Below are 20,579 nucleotides of genomic sequence, written 5' to 3' on the forward strand. Positions count from 1 at the left end.
ACCCTACCTTATCTTTACACATACCATTTTTTCCACACTCAAAGGACAATGCACCATGCAATATTTGGGCTTTATGCTACTTATTTTCATCGCCCTAGAAATTTTTTCTATCGCCATCGTTGCCAAAGCCATTGGCGGATTAGCTGTATTTGCACTCATCATTTTATGTTTTATGGCAGGTTCATTTTTGATGAAACGCAGCGCAGGTTTATCACAATTATTGATGGCAGGTGGTTTATTTAAATCGGGAGGACGCATTTCGTTGTACCAAATGCTGTACCCTATTCGCATTCCATTTGCTGCATTTTTGCTCATGTTTCCAGGTTTTTTCTCGGATTTGATTGCATTGATTGTGCTGCTGCCATTTGGTGGTCATTCTGCTACACACACAACAACACAGCAACAATCGGGACATTTCGGTGGCTTTACCTATCATACTTATCAGCAAAATACACGCCAAGATGCGTATGATGACGATGTGATTGAAGGTGATTTTGTGGTGCGTAACGACAAAAAACAGCCTGAAAAATCGCGTCGCCATTCTGATTTCATTGAACATCAAAAAGATTAAAAATCTGAATCTTTGCAAAACTCATTCAGGCTGAAACCTTTGCAAAACCCCAGATTTGAGCGCAGTTCAAAGCGATAGTATCGCAAAACGCGCAGACATATCATATAGATAGGCAAGCGTTTGAGAAACGCATCGCGCAGAAATGTGCCAAAGATGGGAATTTTGCAAAGGTTTCAGGCTGCCTGAAAACAAAAAAACACCAAGCAAAACTTGGTGTTTTTGTCATCATTTAACTGTTTAAAAATTGCCAAATAGCAGGAATCGCCAAAATACCCAATACCCCCAAAATGATTTTTTCAGGCAGCGTAAACATCCATTTACCATGAAATTGTTTTTGCGAGTACAAATACAAAATCGCCCCCACCAAATACAACAATACCGAAAACAGCAAATAAGTCACACCCGCCGCATACACAATCCAACTGGCATACAAAGTTGCCATCGCGCCAATGATTTTGTATTTCACACCCAATTGTTTTTGAAACGCATATTTCAACAAAAATGCCCCCACTAACAAATATGGCACCAAAATCATGGATGTGGAAATCAACACCAAAGCTTCATAACTGTTGCCCGTCTGCCAAACCAAAAACAAACACAATTGTACCGTCAGCGTGGTAAACAACAATGCTTGATGTGGCACTTCATTGCGATTCAATTGCAAAAAGGCTTTGGGAAACGCACCGCTTTTCGCGCCCAAATGAGGAATTTCAGTGGCATACAATGTCCAGCTTAAATACGATGCCAACACCGATACCATCAAACACAAACTAATCAGAACCTTGCCCCAATCACCCACCATATGCTGCAACACCCCCGCCATAGACGGATTGGCCATTTCCGCAATTTGCGCACGTGGCAAAATGCCTTGCGACAACACGGTAATCAACACATACAACACCAAAGTGATGCTCACCCCCAACACCGTTGCACGACCCACATCCAAACGGGTCTTGGCATGCTTGGACAACACCGCCGCCCCTTCAATACCCGTGAATACCCACAAGGTAATCAACATGGTGTTTTTCACTTGGCTCATGATGCTGGTATCTGGATTTTCGGTTGTTGCCAATGTCGCGCCAGTCCAATCGTTCATGAACACATCGGCTTTGAAAAAATACACCGCCACCCCAATAAACAGCAACAAGGGCAAGACTTTAACCACAGTGGCAATCAAATTAACCGATGATGCTTCTTTGATGCCTTTTGCCACCAGCGCGTAAATCAACCAAGCCACTACCGATGCACCCACAAAAGACGCAAACGTATTGCCTTGACCAAAAATCACGCGTTCAGGCGTATCCACAAAACCGCCAATCCCCTCAAACATCACCACCAAATAACCCACAATACCAATCGTGGTACACAGCCAATATCCCCACGCCGAGAAAAATCCCATCAAATCGCCAAAACCTTCACGTGCATAAGTGTAAATACCGCCATCTAAATCGGGACGAATTTGCGCCAAATAATGAAACGATAAACCCAAAAAAATAATTCCCACACCCGTAATCAGCCAGCCAATCAGCAAAGCCTGCGAACCTGCTACCGCCGACATGTTTTGTGGCAAACTGAAAATACCCGAGCCAATCATCGAGCTGATGACCAAAGCCGTTAAAGCCGTTAATCCAATTTGAGATTTTGAAGACATAAAAAATCCGTGTTTTCTTGTTATGAAAACACGGATTATATAAGAAATATCCTTTCAGGCTGCCTGAAAAGATTTGATTAATGATACAAAAACATTTCATTTTAAGACAAAACTAATGACAATTCGTTTCGTAACTATTTTTTAGTTGCGCAAATCTACTGCATTTCCAGTTAAAATCCCATGTCGCCACCATAAACCAAATAATGCCCCAACCACTGCACCACCAACGTGTGCCATATGTGCGATACCTGTACCAAACAAAGAAATGCCACTAAATTGAGCAAATATCTCATAAACAACAATCACAGCAACAAAATATTTAGCAGGAATACTGATAGGAATCAATAATAATGCAAGTGGCACTCGTGGAAAACAAACAGCAAATGCACCCAATAATCCATAAACAGCCCCTGACGCACCCAATAACATGACTTGCTCGCTCCCAAATGGTAAATAAACCATAGCAGCAATTAATCCTGAAACAAAGTACAACAGCAGAAACTTGCGTTCCGTCCAAATATGCAGCAAAGGAACGGAAAACATACCTAATGCCCACATATTAAACATAATATGTGGCACACTATCATGCAAAAACATGTGCGTCAGCCATTGATAAATGTGATACATAGGTGTTTCAGGCTGCCTCAATGAGCCTTGTATGCGATAATCCCATCCTGCTGTTTGCAAAATAAAAATCAGTACGTTTATGGCAATGAGAATTTTGTGAGAATAAGGCTTTGTTAATACAGTCATTTGCTCAAATATAGTTGTTTTATGGTTGTTTGAAATAAAAAATAATACAACTTTGCCTGAATAATCAGCCAAAGTGAATTGAAATGCCTACTCTTGCGTGCAAAGCTGCCCAATTTTCCGCAGCATCTGAACCTACGAAAAAACTGGGCAGCTCTACGCTTTCAAGCGGTAAAATCCAGAACAGATTTTAGAATATTTTAAAATAAAATCATTTTTTTACAATGCGCCATCATTTTGCAATAATGAAAACAGTGGTACACCATTTTCACGAATTTTCTTCGCACCGTCCAAATCGGTAAATTCCAAAATAGCACATGCTTCTGCTACTTCGCCCCCTAAACGGCGTATCAATTCCACACCAGCTAACATGGTTCCGCCTGTTGCCACTAAATCATCGACCAACAATACTCTATCGCCAGTATGAATCGCATCTTGATGAATTTCCACTGTTGCTTCGCCATATTCCAATGAGTACGTTTGTGACAAAGTATCAAACGGCAATTTTCCTTTTTTGCGAATCGGCACAAATCCAACATTTAATTGATACGCCAACGCTGCGCCAATGATAAAACCACGCGCTTCCAAACCTGCAACCACATCAATTTTTTGTCCCATGTAGCGATAAGTAAACAAATCCACCAGCAAACGGAAATATTCAGGGCTTTGCAAGACTGTTGTAATATCATGAAACAAAATACCCTCTTTGGGGAAATTGGGAATTTTGCGGATTTTATCGGCAAGGGCATCAACGCCCATCACATCAGGGTGAAACAGCATAATCGTCTCGTTTATTTGAAAAAAGAAAACGACATTTTAGCCCCAATCACAGAAAAACGCTATAATCGCCACTTTCAGGCTGCATTAACTGTATAGGCAGCCTGAAAACCAACAAAAAAAATAATAAATAACAAGGAAGATACCATGTGCCAACTGCTCGGCATGAATTGCAATTTGCCCACAGATATTTCTTTTTCGTTTTCAGGGTTTTCCAAACGCGGCGGCTTGACCGACCATCACACCGATGGTTTCGGCATTGGCTTTTTTGAAGGACGTGGCTTGCGTTTATTTTTGGATGATAAACCTTGCGCCCAATCCCCTGTTTCCGACTTGATACGCAATTATCACATCAAATCTGAAAATGTCATCGCACACATTCGCAAAGCCACACAGGGGCGTACAATACTAGAAAACACCCACCCATTTCAACGCGAATTATGGGGCGGCTATTGGATGTTTGCACACAACGGTAACTTAAATGCCAATTTTCAACCACCCAGCATTTTCTACCAAGCCGTTGGCGACACAGATTCCGAACGTGCCTTTTGCTATTTGCTAGACAGATTGCGCCAACAATTTCCCCACAAACCTAGCCACGATATTTTATTTGACGCTATTGCTCAACTATGTGCAGAAATTCGCCAATTTGGCATGTTTAACATGATTTTATCCGATGGAGAAGTGATGTTTGCCCATGCCAGCACATTATTACACTACATCGTGCGCCAAGCCCCATTTGGCTGGGCGCATTTGCTGGACGAAGACATTTCCATTGATTTTGCCAAGGTAACCACGCCAGAAGACCGTGTTGCCGTTATTACTACCCTACCCTTAACCGATAACGAAACATGGCAGCAATTTGCTTGCGATGAAATCATCATGTTTCAACACGGCAAAATCATTCGTCGCCAATATCCCGAAAATCCTGTTTATCTCACACATGAACAAGGTTTAGAAATTGCGCGAAAAGCAGGTGTTAGCTATTAGCATGTATATTTATCCATATTTTCAGGCTGCCTTATCCATTATCTTAAAAATTTAAACCAGTACAGCGTTGCCAACTCCCTTATGTACTATGTGTACACGGCGGTCGCTGTCTCCTTGTCCTGATTTAAATTGAATCCACTATACAATGCAGCCTGAAAAATATTTTTTATTTAATCAAACAATTAATACAAAATCATGAACCAAGAAATCAAACATTCCGAAATCAACGTACCCGAAGAACACCGCCGAAGTATCAAATCTTTTGTTTTGCGACAAGGACACATGACCGCCGCACAACAAAAAGCCATTGATGATAATTGGCAAAAATTAGGTATTGATTTTCAGGCTGCCTTAATAGATTTAAATAAACATTTTGAACGCCCCAATCCCAAAATTTTAGAAATTGGTTTTGGCATGGGCGTCGCCACCGCCGAAATCGCCCAACGTTTGCCTGACAAAGATTTTTTAGCGATTGATGTACACGGTCCTGGGGTCGGCAATTTGTGCAAACTCATCAGCGAACAAAACATCAACAATATCCGCGTGATGCGCCACGATGCGGTAGAAGTAGTAGAACAAATGTTGCCCGATGCCAGTTTGGACGGCATTCATATTTTCTTCCCCGACCCATGGCACAAAAAACGCCACAACAAACGCCGTTTAATTCAAATTCCCTTTGTGCAAAAATTGCTGCCCAAATTAAAACAAGGCGGTTATATTCACTTGGCAACCGACTGGGAAGAATACGCCATACAAATGTTGGAAGTATTGAGCAGCTTCCCCAACGAATTACAAAATACCGCAGCCGATTACGCGCCCACGCCCGATTATCGCCCCGAAACCAAATTTGAAGCGCGTGGCAAACGCTTGGGACATGGCGTGTGGGATTTGGTCTTTATCAAAAAATAAGCAAAATATCCACAAAAACCGTGAAACATATCTATAATTTCGCGGTTTCTCGTTTTCAGGCTGCCTAAAACACGATAGAATTCTTAAACTATTTATTTTTATTCTTTACAACACGATGTCAAAAGAAATAAAAATATCATATGCAGCAAAAAACAACACCATAAAGACTATTTCAATTCTTTGACGATAAAACACTCGGAGTCCGTTCCATGATGTATTTGATTATAGTTTTGATGATTACCTTATTGGGTGGACTCATCTGGCTACAACGCAAACAAGAGCGCGAATGGTTCGCAGAAATCCAAAAAAAACCACTTGTTTACACGCAACCCATTGCAACAGAATACACACGCAATGCCATTCATGCTGATGACACCATTGAAATTATTGACGATACAAATGATTCCCCTATTTCATCAACCACATCACACATAAATGATGAAACAACTGAATTTTTGCTTGATGATGAATTCAACAATGCAGAAATTGACTCTCTTCCTAACCCCACATCTCTACCAACCATTGATTCCGAAGAAACGGAAACAATGGCTGTTTCTGCATCTGTAATTGATGAAACAACCATAGATATACTGGATAATGAGATTACCTCTCATCCATCTAACTCCTCATCACAAAGCAATCAAAATATGTTTGATGATTTCTTTGATGTAGCACAAAACAATACAGATGCGTTGATGTCATTTGAATCCACACAACACAACATAAACAATGCAGAAAATACCAAAGCATTATCCACAGCACCAACACCATCAACATTTCCTTTTGAATTGATTGATGAGACCCCTACATCTGTGATGCAGCCTGAAACAACTGGAGTAACAGAAACCAGTATTACAAATGATGTTTTTGCTGATGATTCATTTGATGATGATTTATTGGAAGGAATACAAACAATCACTCCTGTTTCTGCACAAACAGAAGAAATGGAAGTGATTACATTGGAAGATGCTGCACGCAATTTGCTTAACGCACACCCCAATATCACTACTACATCTGCACCATCATACCAAGATGAGCATCATTTCACTGTTGCTACTGAAGAAAACAATTATTTGACTGATGAAAAAATCCGTTCAAACAACAATTTTCAGGCTGCCTTAACAGAAGATGTACCACTAGAAACGATTACTTTAGACGACCCTGCACTTGACCGCGTACGCCGTCGCACATTAGACGAATTGGCAGAATTGGAAACAGAATCAAATGAAACACCATTTTTAGACGATACTGTATCCAGTCTTACTGCGCCCAGTCCAATTATTTCCAATCCAGAATTTACAGAAATCCGTTTACCTGAACCCAGTGGCGAATTGGAAACGATTGATTTAGAAAATATCCAAGAAAGTCTATCACGCCAAAGAATTGCTCGTTTACATCATCAACAAACAGTAGAGCAATCGCTAAAAAATGACCCATTTACCGATTTAAATATCATTCCAGATAATGAAGTATGGGCAAATTTAGCTAACACACAAACCGCTGCTGAACGTAAACGTCAAGAACAAGAAAGTGGCTTACATTTCATCAAACCCCAAGCTAATCGTTTGAGCCATGCTGAAATGAATTTAGGTTTTCAGGCTGCCTCTGCAACTAGTGTTGCAATTGCAGAGGCACCTGCTTTACCTTTATCCCCTATTCCTGCACCTGAAATCATGGATGCAGTCAGTTTTGACAATGCTTTGCGCCCAGAAGATTTTGCCGTAGACTTTTTTACCAATGCAGGCACACAGAAAATCAAACCTAATATATCTTTCGTAGCGCAAACAAAAAACCAAGCATCTTATTCACCAACGGAAGAAGATGATAGCCCATTTACTGAAGCGGATTTTGAACAATATTATCAAGAAACCGCTTCAGCAAAAGAACAACAACAAGAAATTAGTGAAACCTTTACTGATGATATAGGAAATCCAGAAAGGCAGCCTGAAAATACCATTCCACCTTTATCTTTATTATTACCATCGGAACACAATCCTGCCGCGGTACAAAGCCAAGATGCGTTGGATAAAAATAAACGCATTATTGAAGAAAAGTTGGCTGAATTTAAAGTTAAAGTAAACGTGGTTGATGCCTATTCTGGACCAGTAATTACACGTTACGAAATAGAACCTGATACAGGTGTTCGCGGTAGTGCTGTGATTAATTTAGAAAAAGATTTAGCACGTTCATTGGGTGTGGCAGCCATTCGCGTAGTAGAAACCATACCAGGAAAAACCTGCATGGGCTTGGAATTACCCAATCCCAACCGCCAAATGATTCGTTTGAGTGAAATTCTCAACTCCCCTGCTTTCGCGAACAGCCAGTCCAATTTAACTCTCGCGCTGGGACAAGATATTACAAGCGAGCCTGTGGTTACCGATTTAGCAAAAGCACCGCATTTATTGGTGGCTGGTACAACAGGTTCAGGTAAATCAGTTGGCGTGAACGCGATGATTTTATCTATGTTGTACAAAGCATCGCCCGAAGACGTGCGTATGATTATGATTGACCCCAAAATGCTAGAATTGAGCATTTACGAAGGCATCCCACATTTGCTCGCCCCTGTGGTTACTGACATGAAATTGGCTGCCAACGCGCTTAACTGGTGTGTCAATGAAATGGAGAAACGTTATCGCTTGATGAGTCATGTCGGTGTGCGTAATTTAGCTGGCTATAACGACAAAATTCAGGCTGCCGAAGCCAAAGGCAAAAAAATCCCTAATCCGTTCAGTTTCACGCCTAATGACCCTGAACCATTGGAAAAATTGCCATTTATCGTAGTAGTGGTGGACGAGTTTGCCGATTTGATGATGATTGCTGGCAAACAAATTGAGCAACTGATTGCTCGTTTGGCACAAAAAGCACGTGCTGCTGGTATTCACCTGATTTTGGCAACCCAACGTCCAAGCGTAGATGTGATTACAGGTTTGATTAAAGCCAATATTCCGACACGCATCGCATTCCAAGTATCCAGCAAAATTGACAGTCGCACCATTCTCGACCAAATGGGCGCAGAAAATCTGTTGGGACAAGGCGATATGCTATTCTTGCCACCTGGTACAAGCTATCCGCAGCGTGTACACGGTGCATTTGTGACGGATAACGAAGTGCATGCGATTGTGGAATATTTGAAACAATTTGGCGAGCCTGATTATATTGACGAGATTCTGATACCAGAAACCGAAGAATATGGTGTAACAAGTAGTGCAAGTGGTGAACGCGACCCTTTGTTTGACCAAGCGGTTGAAATCATCTTACGTACCAAAAAAACCTCCATTTCCTCATTGCAACGTCAATTACGGGTGGGTTACAACAAGGCAGCAACTATTATTGAACAAATGGAAGATGAGGGCATTATTTCCAAACCTGACCACACAGGTAAACGTACGATTTTAGCGCGTAGTGGAGATTAAGGCAGCCTGAAACCTTTGCAAAAAAACAAGCAATCCTCTAAATTCTATCTAAACAAGAATTTAGAGGATTTTTCTATGAACATTTTCTAGCAATCAGAAACCTTTTTATAGAGTAAATTCAATTTTAACCAGTACAGCATTTGCTAGTTCCCTTATGTACTCGGTCGCTGTCGCCTTGTCCTGATTTAAATTGAATCCACTATATAGATAAAGAAATTAAAATTCGGTACACAACCAAGTAAAATAAAAAAACAAAGAGTGAATGCAATCCAATAACCAATCTTGACGTAAATGTTTAATCCAAGCCCAAGTGTGCTCAATTAAATTCAAATCAGGACAGTATGGCGGTAACCATAAAATCACATGCCCTTATAAAACAATAAGCTCTTGAATGTCCTGACGTTTGTGAAAAGTCGCATTATCCATTACCAAAACACTGTTGGGCGGTAATTGTGGCAGTAAAACGTTTTGAACCCATGAATAAAACACATCTGAATTGATGCTGAATTCATACAAACCCACTGCAATCAATTGATTTTGGTACAGTGCGCCAATGGCATTGGTTGTGTTTTTGATTTGCCAGTTGTGATTGCCATGACAAACTTGTCCTCTTGGCGCATAGGCATAAGGACGATAAGTTTGGTTTTTAAAACCACTTTCATCAATATAAACAATAGGACGTTTCTCTTGCTCATACTGTTGTTTTAATGAGAGAAATTGTTCAATTGTTTCGGGTTGAGCTTTGGGGTGTTTAAGAATCTTTTTTTTGAGTGATTTTTAGCCGTTTAAGTGCCACACCAATGGCTCTTTGTGAACAGTTAAAGCGAACAGCGCGTTCTCTTTGAAAATCATCAGGAAATTGTTCTACGTCTTTTCGCAATAATTCATCATTGATTTTATTGGTTCTTTTGGGGTAGGGTTTACGTTCAATGCATTTTTTCCATAGTTGAATGGTACTGCGACTGATGCCATATTCCGCTGCCAATTCACGGTAGCTGTAACCCGAATTTAATTTTTCTAAAATCATTTGGCGATAATCTTGTGAATAAGCCATAACTGTTCTCCTGTGTGTACCGTTTATTTAATTCTACACCTATACTTACAAAACAAATTCACGCTGCCTGAAATGCGAAACCACCGCTTTTCAGGCAGCTTTTTGATTTTCTGTTAAAATATCGTGCTTTGAATTCATTTCAGGCAGCCTGAAATCATTTTTTATCCAAAGTTCCCACCAATTTTTCTAAAATGTGGATTTGTTGTTTTAAACTTTCTATTTCACGTTCACGGCTGCTGATGATTTCATTTTTGGCTTCTAGCAAAGTTTTCAAATGCTCAATTTCTGCACTTAATGCAATATTACCCAATGAAAAAGAGTTATTTGAATTATCGCGAGCATCATTGAATACAAACACGTTTTCATCTCCAAATGGAATAATTTCTGCCAAAGTAACACCTAAAACATCCGCAATTTTTTGTAAACGGTCAATATCGGCTTTTGATTCGCCACGTTCAATTTTGGCATAGCCAGTTTCTGATAAGCCCAATTTTTCTGCTATCTCTGCTTGGGTCATTTTTTTATCTTCGCGTATATCACGAATATTTTGTCTTAATTTGTCGCTGGATTTCATAAAACACTCGTTTAGGGTAGTTGAACCACTCAATTTGGGTAAGTGGCTGTAATCATTGGTTTGTGGTGTAAGTATAACTGAAAAAATACAATTTACCCAATTTTTAACGCCACATTATATTGGAGAAAAACATGGCTTATCGTGATGACGCTGGTTTAAACTTTTTGGGTACATTATCATCAGAAGAACTGAATGATTTGGTCAATATTTTAATTTATGACAAAGACGGGGATGCAAGATTTACTGAAGGTTTAACGATTTCAGATAATTATAAAAAATATAAACCTAATCACAAGATGTATTGGAAAGAAATTGCAGAAGAAATCCAATTATTTGGTGGTAATACAATCGTTAATTTACTCTTCCGTTTTAAAAGGGTGTGGAATACAAAGAAATTTTGTGTGATGTTTGCGATAAACTCAAAGTCAATTACAACAAATATGCTCCCATTGATATGATTGAAAATTGCTTGTTACAGAAAATTTTATATGATGCCTTAAAAAACATGACACCAGACCAAATCAAAGAGTTAGGAGTGGAGTTAGGCATTGATAATTTTAACAATTTAAATGCACAGGCATTGATAGGTGTATTTCAAGCTATTTTTCAAGCAGGTGGATTTGCATCATATAAATTGACCTTAATTATCGTCAATGCAACGATGAAAGCGTTAACGGGTAAAGGTTTACAATTAGCAACCAATGCAACCATTACCAAAACCATGTCTATTTTGAGAGGTCCAATTGGTTGGGCAATTACAGGGATTTGGACAGCGATTGATATTGCCAGTCCTGCCTATCGTGTAACCATTCCTGCGGTTATTCAAGTGGCTTATTTGCGGAAATTATCACAAAATCGTGATGCAATTAAGCAATTGGAAAACTTAACTTTATAAAATAATTGGTGTATTTTGGCTGCCTGAAAAGTGAAAACCGCTTTTCAGGCAGCTTTTTGATTTTCTGTTAAAATATCGCCATTTTGCGTTTTCAGGCTGCCTGAAAACCGCATTTTTCTTTTCAAACAAATTTTTATTTCAAAAACAAGACCATGAAAAACATCCGAAACTTCTCCATCATCGCCCACATTGACCACGGCAAATCCACACTCGCAGACCGCTTTATTCAATATTGCGGAGGCTTGGAATTGCGCGAAATGAGTACCCAAGTCCTTGATTCTATGGATATTGAAAAAGAACGTGGCATCACAATCAAAGCGCAAACGGCAGCCTTAAACTACAAAGCACACAATGGCGAAACCTACCAACTCAACCTGATTGACACCCCCGGACACGTGGACTTTTCCTACGAAGTGTCGCGCTCGTTGTCCGCTTGCGAAGGCGCATTGCTGGTGGTGGACGCATCACAAGGCGTGGAAGCGCAAACCGTTGCCAACTGCTACACAGCCATTGATTTGGGCGTGGAAGTCGTGCCGATTTTGAACAAAATTGACTTACCCGCCGCCGACCCCGACCGCGTTGCCCAAGAAATTGAAGACATCATCGGCATTGACGCGGTGGGCGCGGTAACGTGTTCCGCCAAAAGCGGTTTGGGCGTGGAAGACGTGTTGGAAGAGATTGTCGCCAAAGTCCCCGCCCCCGAAGGCGACCCAGACGCGCCTTTGCAAGCCGTGATTATTGATTCGTGGTTTGACAATTATGTGGGCGTGGTGATGTTAATCCGCGTGAAAAATGGCACGATTAAGTTGAAAGACAAAGTCCGTTTTATGTCCACCAAAGCTGAAACCCAAGTGGAACAACTGGGCGTATTCACACCCAAATCTGTACAAAAACAACAACTTTCCGCAGGTGAAGTGGGCTTTTTGATTACAGGCGTAAAAGAATTGGGGCAAGCAAAAGTGGGCGACACGGTTACTTTGGTTGCCAATCCTGCCACCGAACCGCTCGCAGGTTTCAAAGAAGTGCAAAGCCAAGTATTTGCAGGACTTTATCCCGTAGAAAGCCACGATTACGAGAATTTGCGCGATGCTTTGGAAAAATTGCAACTGAACGATGCCAGCCTGAAATTTGAACCCGAAGTGTCGCAAGCATTGGGTTTTGGTTTCCGTTGTGGCTTTTTGGGTTTGCTGCATTTGGAAATCGTGCAGGAACGCTTGGAACGCGAATTTGACATGGATTTGATTACCACCGCGCCGACTGTGGTGTACGAAGTCATCATGAAAAATGGCGAAAAAATTGAAGTGGAAAACCCGTCCAAATTGCCCGACATCGCCACGATTGACACAATTTTGGAGCCGATTATCACGGCTACCATTCTTGTACCACAGGATTATGTGGGCAATGTGATGACTTTGTGCAACCAAAAACGCGGCGTGCAACGCAATATGCAGTATTTGGGTCGCCAAGTCATGCTGACTTACGATTTGCCAATGAATGAAGTGGTAATGGATTTCTTTGACAAATTGAAGTCCACATCGCGCGGATATGCGTCTTTGGATTACGAGTTTAAAGAGTTCCAACCGTCTGATTTGATTAAATTAGACATTATGGTCAATGGCGAAAAAGTGGATGCTTTGAGTTTGATTGTCCACCGTCAAAATTCTGTGCATCGCGGACGCGAATTGGCGAGCAAAATGCGCGAATTGATTCCGCGCCAAATGTTTGACATTGCGGTTCAGGCTGCCATTGGCGGACAAATCATTGCGCGTGAAAACGTGAAAGCCTTGCGTAAAAACGTCTTGGCGAAATGTTATGGTGGTGATATTACGCGTAAGAAAAAATTGCTGGAAAAACAAAAAGCTGGTAAAAAACGCATGAAGCAAGTGGGCAATGTGGAAATCCCACAAAGCGCATTTTTGGCGATTTTGGAGATTGGGGATAAATAATTTTCAGGCTGCCTTACAGTACACGACAATAATTTGTAGGTCGGGCATTCATGCCCGACACAATGCGCCGTGATTCATCATGTCGGGCATGAATGCCCGACCTACGGAAATATTTTTTGTCGTGTATCGAAAGGCTGCCTGAAACAAAAAATCATGGAAACCAACATTCAAAAAACTGAACGCCTAATCCAAGAGTAACCGCATACACGCGCAATATTCGCAGGATTATTTTGAAACGGGCAAAGTGCAAAAAATCAATTTGTCGCACACTTTGCAAAAAGTGCCACGCGAACACATTTTGTCGTATCGCCTTGTTGCATGAAGCCGAGTGAGTCAGATACTCGTATCCGACAATGCCCAATTATCCGTAAAATGTCGGATTCAAGAATCCGACCTACTGGTGAAATGCCGTCTGAAAGCCAAAGGAAACCATTATGAAACCATCAGAATTACTGCAACAACACCGCGCCGAAATCAGTGCAATTATCGCCGCACATCGCGCCTATAATCCACGTGTATTCGGTTCTGTAGTGCATGGTTTGGATAATGAAAACAGTGATTTGGATATTTTAATTGACCCACAAAAAGGCATGACGCTATTTGATTTGGGCGCAATTCGCAGCGAATTGATTGAGTTAATGGGCATTGAAGTGGATATTCACACGCCCAAAAGTTTGCCGAGCAGTTTTCGGGAAACAGTTTTGCGTGAGGCTTTGCCATTATGAAAAAATCATTGCGCTTAAAAGATTACGTTCAGCATATTTTGCAAGCAATTGAACGAATTGAAGATTATTGCGAAGATGAAACCGAATTATCTTTTTTAAACAATGAAATGCTGCAAGACGCGGTGGTGAGAAATTTGGAAATCATCGGCGAAGCAAGTAATAATATTTTGAAAAAATGCCCTGATTTTGCTGCACAACATCCTGATTTACCATTGAAATCAGTATACGAAATGCGAAACGCAATTGCACATGGTTATTTTGCGATAGATTGGGAAATGGTTTGGGCAACCACGCAAGAGAATTTACCTGAATTTTATGCGCAATTAAAGCAAATTGAATTACCTGAATAATTTTCAGACAGCCTGAAACAAAAAAATCATGGAAACCAACATTCAAAAAACTGAACGCCTAATCCGAGAAATCAACCGCATACACGCGCAATATTCGCAGGATTATTTTGAAACGGGCAAAGTGCAAAAAATCAATTTATCGCACACTTTGCAAAAAGTGCCACGCGAACATATTTTGTCGTATCGCTTGAACTTGCATGAAGCGATTAACGATTATTTGGCGTTTGCCGACACGCGCGGCATTGATTTTTTCTACCGCGTTAAAACCGCCGAAAGCATCAACGACAAAATTGCTCGCTATTTGGCGCGTGAAAATCAGTATCCCGTCAACAATATTCTGAACGACATTTTCGGGGCGCGTGTGATTTTGCCGTCTGAAAGCGTAGCGGAAATTATGGCGCGTTTAGATGATTGGAAAGCGCAATATGGCTTAAAAAATTGGTATTTGCGTGATGTGGATGGCTACATTGGCGTACACGTTTATTTTAAAAACAGCAGCAATTTCTATTACCCTTGGGAATTGCAAATCTGGGACGAAAAAGACGTGGCAGAAAACATCCGCAATCATCAAGCTTACAAACGTGATTTTGTTCAGGCAGTTGAATAGTTTTATTCAAATAAAAATAGGAATTTGATTGAAAAAGCTTTTGTAAGGTTTTAATTTTGAATTGGATTAGGCAAATATAGTATAGTGAATTCAATTTAAACCAGTACAGCGTTGCCAGCTCTCTTATGTACAAGTATACACGGCGGTCGCTGTCGCCTTGTCCTGATTTAAATTGAATCCATTATAAATTGAATCCACTATATGCTCTATACCAACGAAATAAAGGGCAGATGTTTCACATCTGCCCTATTTATTTTCACGCTGATTATTCTGCCTTATTACGCAAATCTAAAATGTTACGCCAACCGTCATTGGTTTTTACCAAAGTAATGCGTTTTTCTTCCGTTTGTTTCAAGCCTTCATAGTAAGGACTATTTTTCAACAAACGTTTTGCCCAACGTTCTGGCACAATTTTCGCTTCATAAGAAACTTGCGTAATCGTTACCCCATTAGCAGGTGTTGGCTCGGTGAAATAATTGATTTTGCTCACTTCTTCATGACCGATGCACATCAAATGACCATGCGGACTTGGAATAAACGTTTTGCGACCCTTGTCGGTTAAACTATAAACTAAATAGCGTATTGTGTTTTCGCCCTCGCCCACGCGCAGATTTTTTTCTTGACGATACAAACCTGCATCAACAAAACTTTCCATTTGTTTCATCGCCGCCAAGTTCGCACGTTTACCATTATCCAAACGTTTTAACAAACGCAATTCTGACGCACCCAACTGACTATCTTGCGGATTATCGCTCTCATGACGATGTTCTACATTCAACGTAAATGGAACACAAACTGCATTATGTTTTGCAGATGCGCTAACCGCTTTTTGAACATCAGATTGAGATAATTCATTACCGCCACACGCAGCCAACATCAATGCAGCACTTAACACAAACAGTTTTTTCATAGAATACTCCGTCATAATAGGAAAGGAAGAATAACCATAAGAATAACGAGAAAAACCGCCGCCGACAAGACAAAACTGCTGCAATTTTATACAATCTGCACAAAATATTTTTTTAACTCGTTTTCAGGCTGCCTGAAACAAAATAAGGATAACAAAATGATAGATTTATATGGCATTCCCAACTGCGCTACCGTTAAAAAAGCCCGTGTTTGGCTGGAAGAACGTGGTATTGCATACACATTCCATGATTTTAAAAAAACTGCTCCTTCATCAGATTTTCTGTCAAACTGCATGGAACAAGTCGGTTTGGAAACTCTGTTGAACAAACGTGGTACAACTTGGCGCAAATTATCGCCCGAACAACAAGCACTAGCCACCTCCAATGAAGGTGCAATCCTTTTAATGCACGAACACCCCAGCGTGATTAAACGCCCTGTATTGGTACACAATCAAACTGTTAGCATTGGTTTTTCTGCCGAACAATATGAGCAAATTTTTCAGGCTGCATCAAAATAATGAAACCTGATACATGGCATAACCATAAGTTTGGATATTTACATCCAACATTTTTTCCATGTAAACACAAAATTTGCAAGATTCTTAAATCTTAAATTTCTTATATTTAACAACTGTTTGTTTTTATTTTAAACGATCGGATACAAGTATCCTACCTACGAATTTTCAGGCTGCCTTTTAATTATTAAACATCAAAAAGGCAGCCTGAAAATATTTTCTTTATTTATGCAACATGTTTACCAATAATGCGCAACATTTGTGCCAATATTTTGGGATTAGCAGCAACAATATTACCTGTTTGCAACCAAGTTTGTTCGCCTTGCATATCCGTAACAATGCCACCTGCTTCTTGCACAATCAATGCACCTGCGGCAATATCCCATGCATTCAAATTAAACTCAAAGAAACCGTCAAAACGTCCAGATGCCAATGAGCATAAATCCAATGATGCAGCACCTTCACGGCGTGCGCCTGCAGTTTTTTGGATAAATTCTTTCAAAATAACAAAATATTGGTCAAGCATGGATTGGTCAACGACTGGAAATCCTGTGCCAATCACGCATTGATTCAATTCAATGCGATTGGATACACGAATGCGGCGGTCATTCAATAATGCGCCTTGTCCGCGTGATGCGGTGTACAAGTCATTGCGTTCTGGCGCATAAACCAATGCTTCTTTCAATACGCCTTTTTCTAATAAAGCCATGCTGATGGCGTATTGTGGGTGTCCGTGCAAATAATTGGTTGTGCCGTCCAATGGGTCAATAATCCATTCAAATTCAGCACGTTCATCGCCAATCACGCCTGTTTCTTCGGATACAATGCGATGATGTGGATAGGCTTCTTTAATGGTGTCAATGATGATGCTTTCTGCGTGGCGGTCAACATCTGAAACAAAATCGTTGAATGATTTGCTGTCCACTTTGATGGCGGATAAATTGTTAGCAGCGCGCAGCATCATATCCCCTGCTTTGCGTGCGGCTTTGAATGCTGTGTTGAGAGCTGGATTAAGTTGAGCCATGATGATAATTCTTTCGCTATTTCACATAAAAATAAATAAGGCAGCCTGAATATATTTTCAGGCAGCATGTTAGAAGTTAATAATCATTTGTTTGTGTTTATTTTTGCGATAAATTGACTTAAATTGTGGGTATTATCTACAAAACCAATTCCACACTTGAATGGTTATTAACCCTTAAAATAAGGTTTCAGGCTGCACCAAATAGGCAGCCTGAAAAATATGAATTATACACTAGACGATTATGATGATACAGGTTTACCATTGAATCTTGATATAAAAATATGAAAGTCGCTCATGAACGCCATTATGCCAACCGAACAACGCAAAGGAATTTTATACGCTTTGGGCTGCTATGGAATATGGGGAACATTTCCCTTATTTTGGTATCCGCTCAATCAATCTGCCATGCCCGCGCAACAAATTTTGGCGCAACGTATTACATGGTCGGCAATATTTGCCATTATTTTGCTGCTGATATTCAAACAAGGTAAGGCCTTATTAAAGGCATTTGGGCAGCCCAAAGTTTTGGCAACTTTTGCGTTATCATCATTTTTGGTGGCGATGAATTGGCTGATTTATTTATGGGCGATTATCAATCATCATGTTGTGGAAGCCAGCTTGGGGTATTTTATCAATCCATTATTCAGCGTGTTATTAGGTTTTCTATTTTTCAAAGAAAAATTGAATCGTACCCAAATTATCGCGGTTATATTGGCTGGCATGGGCATTTTATGGTTGGTCATTTTAGCAGGTAATATTCCATGGATTGGCTTATTGCTGGCAGCTAGTTTTGGATTTTATGGTTTGGTGCGCAAACTCGCACCCATGCCACCGTTGGCAGGATTAACGCTGGAAACTTTGTTAATGTTGCCATTTGCGCTGGCTTATTTGGCATGGTGTGGCAGTCAAAATATACTGGTGTTTAGCGAACTGAATGCTTTGCAAAAAACCGTATTGTTTGCATCAGGCGCAGCCACCACCATTCCTTTGTTGCTGTTTGCCGCATCAGCACGACGGATTTCTTTGTCTTTATTGGGCATTTTGCAAAATTTAGCTCCCGTGTGCCAACTTCTTTTGGGATTATTATTTGGCGAACAATTAGTTGGTGCAAAATTAGGCGGCTATTCTTTGGTTTGGTTGGGCGTTTTAGTCTTTTTATATGGCGCGTGGCAACAAATGAAACAAGCAAAATTAAGCTAAAAAATTTTCAGACTCAAACCTTTGCAAAACCCATTCAGGCTGCCTGAAAACGCGTAGATTGGATACTCGTACCCAATAGTTTGTAAATTAAAACAAATGTTTATAAGCATATGAAATATCCAATTCAAGAATTGGATATTGCAAAGGTTTCAGGCTGCCTTTTTAATAAAGGCAGCCTGAAAAAACATTAAACTTTTGATTATTTCAACATATTTTTAATCACACCCATCACAGTGCGTGAAATGGCTTTGGTAACTTGTTTGTTAATTTGGTCGCCAACAGAATCCGCCAAATCATAAGCCAAGCCCTGTCCTGCTTTTTTGCGCCCCCCAAATAAACCACCCAAAAAACCATCTACCATACCAGGTTTGGCTGCTTCCGCTTGTGCTGCTTTTTCCTGCGCTTTAGCATCAGCAGCAGCCTGAATCTCATCAGCTTGTTGTTGCGCTAGTTGCTGCAAAGCTTCGTATGCCGAGAAATTATCCACCATATCTTTGTAATGTGGATACAAACTATCGGCTTGGAATGCAGCATTGCGTTCTTCAATGGCAAGTGGCGATAATTGAGATTGTGGTGGCATAATAAACGCACGTTGTACCACTTGCGGCATACCTTTTTCATCCAAATACGACACCAATGCTTCGCCCACCGCCAATTCGGTAATGGCTGTCGCGACGTTTAAATCGGGATTACTACGGAATGTATCTGCTGCCGCCTTCACCGCTTTTTGGTCGCGTGGTGTGAATGCGCGTAAAGCATGTTGCACGCGGTTACCCAACTGTCCCAATACCGTATCGGGCAAATCCAGCGGATTTTGCGTAACAAAATACACGCCCACACCTTTGGAACGAATCAGTCGCACCGCTTGTTCCACTTGGTCAATCAACACCTTGTTAGCATTATCAAAAATCAAATGCGCTTCATCAAAAAATAACACAAATTTGGGTTTATCAGGGTCGCCAATTTCAGGCAGCATTTCAAATAATTCCGCCAAAAACCACAACATAAACGCGCTGTATAAACGCGGCGAGCGCATCAATTTTTCAGCATTCAAAATATTCATCACGCCCTGACCATTTTCACACTGAATCCAATCTTGCAAATTTAATTCAGGTTCGCCAAAAAATTGGTCTGCACCTTCGCTTTCTAATTGCAATAATTGGCGTTGAATGGCACCGATGCTGGCTGCCGATACATTGCCATAAGTTGCGCGATATTCTTTTGCATTATCAGATACATATTGCAATAAACCACGCAAATCTTTCAAATCAATCAAATGCCAACCTTTGTCGTCCGCTACACGAAAAACAAGGTTTAACACACCTTCTTGCGTGTCGTTCAGATTCATCAAACGCGCCAATAACATCGGGCCCATTTCGGAAATACTCACGCGCACTGGAATGCCCGTTTCGCCATACACGTCCCAAAAACGCACAGGAAAACCTTGCAAATAGCTGTCGTCCAAACCATATTGCGCCATGCGTTCGCCCACTTTGCCGCTGTTTTGCCCTGCGCGACAAATACCCGATAAATCGCCTTTCACATCCGCCATAAACACAGGCACGCCTGCGCTGCTAAACGTTTCAGCAAGTTTACGCAAGGTAACGGTTTTGCCTGTACCTGTTGCACCTGCGATTAAACCGTGTCGGTTTGCCATTTTGGCGATAAGATTAATGGCTTGATTTTGGTGTGTATGAGCAATGGTGTATTCGGTCATGAT

The 20,579-nt window shown here is 40.8% G+C and carries 20 protein-coding genes and 2 pseudogenes; 13 read left to right on the plus strand and 9 right to left on the minus strand.

Going from position 1 to position 20,579, the window contains the following annotated elements; all coding sequences use genetic code 11:
- Nucleotides 1–55 precede the first annotated feature (55 nt).
- Nucleotides 56–571, plus strand: coding sequence for an FxsA family protein (locus tag MIS45_RS07175; protein ID WP_249450030.1), 516 nt, complete (start codon nt 56–58; stop codon nt 569–571).
- A 229-nt stretch (nt 572–800) separates the two neighbouring features.
- Here the strand turns inward: MIS45_RS07175 and MIS45_RS07180 are convergent, their stop codons facing one another.
- The 3 genes from MIS45_RS07180 to MIS45_RS07190 all read right to left on the minus strand — a co-directional run bounded on the left by MIS45_RS07180 (nt 801) and on the right by MIS45_RS07190 (nt 3,752).
- A complete protein-coding gene (locus tag MIS45_RS07180; RefSeq protein WP_249450031.1) occupies nt 801–2,222 on the minus strand; it encodes a basic amino acid/polyamine antiporter in 1,422 nt (473 codons plus the stop codon).
- Nucleotides 2,223–2,363: 141 nt separating this feature from the next.
- Nucleotides 2,364–2,975: a rhomboid family intramembrane serine protease gene (locus MIS45_RS07185; RefSeq protein ID WP_249450032.1), complete on the minus strand. Its 612-nt coding sequence runs from the start codon at nt 2,973–2,975 to the stop codon at nt 2,364–2,366.
- Nucleotides 2,976–3,191: 216 nt separating this feature from the next.
- Nucleotides 3,192–3,752, minus strand: coding sequence for an adenine phosphoribosyltransferase (locus MIS45_RS07190; RefSeq protein WP_249450033.1), 561 nt, complete (start codon nt 3,750–3,752; stop codon nt 3,192–3,194).
- Between the two features lie 144 nt (nt 3,753–3,896).
- Between MIS45_RS07190 and MIS45_RS07195 the strand changes: the two genes are divergently transcribed.
- The 3 genes from MIS45_RS07195 to MIS45_RS07205 all read left to right on the plus strand — a co-directional run bounded on the left by MIS45_RS07195 (nt 3,897) and on the right by MIS45_RS07205 (nt 9,061).
- Nucleotides 3,897–4,739, plus strand: a complete 843-nt coding sequence (locus tag MIS45_RS07195) for a class II glutamine amidotransferase (protein ID WP_249450034.1) — start codon at nt 3,897–3,899, stop codon at nt 4,737–4,739.
- A gap of 195 nt (nt 4,740–4,934) precedes the next feature.
- Complete coding sequence (gene trmB, locus MIS45_RS07200) at nt 4,935–5,648, plus strand: tRNA (guanosine(46)-N7)-methyltransferase TrmB (RefSeq protein WP_249450035.1); 714 nt, start codon at nt 4,935–4,937, stop codon at nt 5,646–5,648.
- Between the two features lie 209 nt (nt 5,649–5,857).
- Entirely contained in the window at nt 5,858–9,061 is a 3,204-nt protein-coding gene (locus MIS45_RS07205; RefSeq protein ID WP_249450036.1) for a DNA translocase FtsK, read from the plus strand.
- A 216-nt stretch (nt 9,062–9,277) separates the two neighbouring features.
- Here MIS45_RS07205 and MIS45_RS07210 read toward each other — a convergent pair.
- From MIS45_RS07210 to MIS45_RS07220, 3 genes and pseudogenes are all read right to left on the minus strand, one after another.
- A pseudogene (locus tag MIS45_RS07210) lies at nt 9,278–9,820 on the minus strand (IS630 family transposase).
- Nucleotides 9,813–10,115, minus strand: a complete 303-nt coding sequence (locus tag MIS45_RS07215; RefSeq protein WP_249441922.1) for an IS630 transposase-related protein — start codon at nt 10,113–10,115, stop codon at nt 9,813–9,815. The pseudogene MIS45_RS07210 and the gene MIS45_RS07215 overlap by 8 nt, the downstream one beginning before the upstream one ends.
- A gap of 154 nt (nt 10,116–10,269) precedes the next feature.
- Nucleotides 10,270–10,689, minus strand: coding sequence for a helix-turn-helix domain-containing protein (locus tag MIS45_RS07220; RefSeq protein ID WP_249450037.1), 420 nt, complete (start codon nt 10,687–10,689; stop codon nt 10,270–10,272).
- Nucleotides 10,690–10,820: 131 nt separating this feature from the next.
- Between MIS45_RS07220 and MIS45_RS07225 the strand changes: the two genes are divergently transcribed.
- The 7 genes and pseudogenes from MIS45_RS07225 (at nt 10,821) to MIS45_RS07250 (ending at nt 15,212) form a co-directional block, all read left to right on the plus strand.
- Nucleotides 10,821–11,147: a DUF3944 domain-containing protein gene (locus tag MIS45_RS07225; RefSeq protein WP_249450038.1), complete on the plus strand. Its 327-nt coding sequence runs from the start codon at nt 10,821–10,823 to the stop codon at nt 11,145–11,147.
- Nucleotides 11,144–11,584: a YaaW family protein gene (locus MIS45_RS07230; RefSeq protein WP_249450039.1), complete on the plus strand. Its 441-nt coding sequence runs from the start codon at nt 11,144–11,146 to the stop codon at nt 11,582–11,584. The genes MIS45_RS07225 and MIS45_RS07230 overlap by 4 nt, the downstream gene beginning before the upstream one ends.
- A 152-nt stretch (nt 11,585–11,736) precedes the next feature.
- Entirely contained in the window at nt 11,737–13,530 is a 1,794-nt protein-coding gene (gene lepA, locus MIS45_RS07235) for a translation elongation factor 4 (RefSeq protein WP_249450040.1), read from the plus strand.
- Between the two features lie 153 nt (nt 13,531–13,683).
- Nucleotides 13,684–13,843, plus strand: a pseudogene (locus tag MIS45_RS11440) (GTP pyrophosphokinase); the annotation flags it as partial.
- 121 nt (nt 13,844–13,964) lie between these two features.
- Nucleotides 13,965–14,255 carry a nucleotidyltransferase family protein gene (locus tag MIS45_RS07240; RefSeq protein WP_249450041.1) on the plus strand — a complete coding sequence of 97 codons (291 nt, stop codon included), beginning with the start codon at nt 13,965–13,967 and terminating at the stop codon, nt 14,253–14,255.
- A complete protein-coding gene (locus MIS45_RS07245; protein ID WP_249450042.1) occupies nt 14,252–14,605 on the plus strand; it encodes a HepT-like ribonuclease domain-containing protein in 354 nt (117 codons plus the stop codon). Before MIS45_RS07240 ends, MIS45_RS07245 begins: the two co-directional genes overlap by 4 nt.
- A 28-nt stretch (nt 14,606–14,633) precedes the next feature.
- Nucleotides 14,634–15,212 (plus strand): GTP pyrophosphokinase, encoded by a 579-nt coding sequence (locus MIS45_RS07250; protein ID WP_249450043.1) that lies wholly within the window; start codon nt 14,634–14,636, stop codon nt 15,210–15,212.
- A 265-nt stretch (nt 15,213–15,477) separates the two neighbouring features.
- Here the strand turns inward: MIS45_RS07250 and MIS45_RS07255 are convergent, their stop codons facing one another.
- Nucleotides 15,478–16,122 carry a hypothetical protein gene (locus tag MIS45_RS07255; protein WP_249445430.1) on the minus strand — a complete coding sequence of 215 codons (645 nt, stop codon included), beginning with the start codon at nt 16,120–16,122 and terminating at the stop codon, nt 15,478–15,480.
- Between the two features lie 156 nt (nt 16,123–16,278).
- Here MIS45_RS07255 and MIS45_RS07260 point away from each other — a divergent pair, with 156 nt between their 5' ends.
- A complete protein-coding gene (locus tag MIS45_RS07260; RefSeq protein WP_249441985.1) occupies nt 16,279–16,638 on the plus strand; it encodes an ArsC family reductase in 360 nt (119 codons plus the stop codon).
- Nucleotides 16,639–16,861: 223 nt separating this feature from the next.
- On the opposite strand, the gene MIS45_RS07265 is transcribed toward MIS45_RS07260, so the two are convergent.
- The gene (locus tag MIS45_RS07265) at nt 16,862–17,659 is read right to left on the minus strand and encodes an inositol monophosphatase family protein (RefSeq protein ID WP_249450044.1); all 798 of its coding nucleotides are present in this window, start codon (nt 17,657–17,659) and stop codon (nt 16,862–16,864) included.
- A 294-nt stretch (nt 17,660–17,953) separates the two neighbouring features.
- On the opposite strand from MIS45_RS07265, the gene rarD reads away from it, so the two are divergent.
- A complete protein-coding gene (gene rarD / locus MIS45_RS07270) occupies nt 17,954–18,859 on the plus strand; it encodes an EamA family transporter RarD (RefSeq protein ID WP_249450045.1) in 906 nt (301 codons plus the stop codon).
- A 199-nt stretch (nt 18,860–19,058) separates the two neighbouring features.
- Here rarD and MIS45_RS07275 read toward each other — a convergent pair whose 3' ends face one another.
- Entirely contained in the window at nt 19,059–20,576 is a 1,518-nt protein-coding gene (locus tag MIS45_RS07275) for a helicase HerA-like domain-containing protein (protein ID WP_249441988.1), read from the minus strand.
- Between the last annotated feature and the right edge of the window lie 3 nt (nt 20,577–20,579).

It is taken from the genome of Wielerella bovis (assembly GCF_022354465.1).
In the GTDB taxonomy this organism is placed as follows: Bacteria; Pseudomonadota; Gammaproteobacteria; order Burkholderiales; family Neisseriaceae; genus Wielerella; species Wielerella bovis.

Coding starts and splice junctions, on each gene's coding strand:
- MIS45_RS07195 (WP_249450034.1), top strand. CDS start 3,897: ATGTGCCAACTGCTCGGCATGAATTGCAATTTGCCCACAGATATTTCT.
- MIS45_RS07220 (WP_249450037.1), bottom strand. CDS start 10,689: ATGAAATCCAGCGACAAATTAAGACAAAATATTCGTGATATACGCGAA.
- trmB (WP_249450035.1), top strand. CDS start 4,935: ATGAACCAAGAAATCAAACATTCCGAAATCAACGTACCCGAAGAACAC.
- MIS45_RS07260 (WP_249441985.1), top strand. CDS start 16,279: ATGATAGATTTATATGGCATTCCCAACTGCGCTACCGTTAAAAAAGCC.
- MIS45_RS07255 (WP_249445430.1), bottom strand. CDS start 16,122: ATGAAAAAACTGTTTGTGTTAAGTGCTGCATTGATGTTGGCTGCGTGT.
- MIS45_RS07190 (WP_249450033.1), bottom strand. CDS start 3,752: ATGCTGTTTCACCCTGATGTGATGGGCGTTGATGCCCTTGCCGATAAA.
- MIS45_RS07225 (WP_249450038.1), top strand. CDS start 10,821: ATGGCTTATCGTGATGACGCTGGTTTAAACTTTTTGGGTACATTATCA.
- MIS45_RS07240 (WP_249450041.1), top strand. CDS start 13,965: ATGAAACCATCAGAATTACTGCAACAACACCGCGCCGAAATCAGTGCA.
- MIS45_RS07250 (WP_249450043.1), top strand. CDS start 14,634: ATGGAAACCAACATTCAAAAAACTGAACGCCTAATCCGAGAAATCAAC.
- lepA (WP_249450040.1), top strand. CDS start 11,737: ATGAAAAACATCCGAAACTTCTCCATCATCGCCCACATTGACCACGGC.
- MIS45_RS07180 (WP_249450031.1), bottom strand. CDS start 2,222: ATGTCTTCAAAATCTCAAATTGGATTAACGGCTTTAACGGCTTTGGTC.
- rarD (WP_249450045.1), top strand. CDS start 17,954: ATGAACGCCATTATGCCAACCGAACAACGCAAAGGAATTTTATACGCT.
- MIS45_RS07230 (WP_249450039.1), top strand. CDS start 11,144: ATGATTGAAAATTGCTTGTTACAGAAAATTTTATATGATGCCTTAAAA.
- MIS45_RS07275 (WP_249441988.1), bottom strand. CDS start 20,576: ATGACCGAATACACCATTGCTCATACACACCAAAATCAAGCCATTAAT.
- MIS45_RS07215 (WP_249441922.1), bottom strand. CDS start 10,115: ATGGCTTATTCACAAGATTATCGCCAAATGATTTTAGAAAAATTAAAT.
- MIS45_RS07175 (WP_249450030.1), top strand. CDS start 56: ATGCAATATTTGGGCTTTATGCTACTTATTTTCATCGCCCTAGAAATT.
- MIS45_RS07245 (WP_249450042.1), top strand. CDS start 14,252: ATGAAAAAATCATTGCGCTTAAAAGATTACGTTCAGCATATTTTGCAA.
- MIS45_RS07265 (WP_249450044.1), bottom strand. CDS start 17,659: ATGGCTCAACTTAATCCAGCTCTCAACACAGCATTCAAAGCCGCACGC.
- MIS45_RS07185 (WP_249450032.1), bottom strand. CDS start 2,975: ATGACTGTATTAACAAAGCCTTATTCTCACAAAATTCTCATTGCCATA.
- MIS45_RS07205 (WP_249450036.1), top strand. CDS start 5,858: ATGATGTATTTGATTATAGTTTTGATGATTACCTTATTGGGTGGACTC.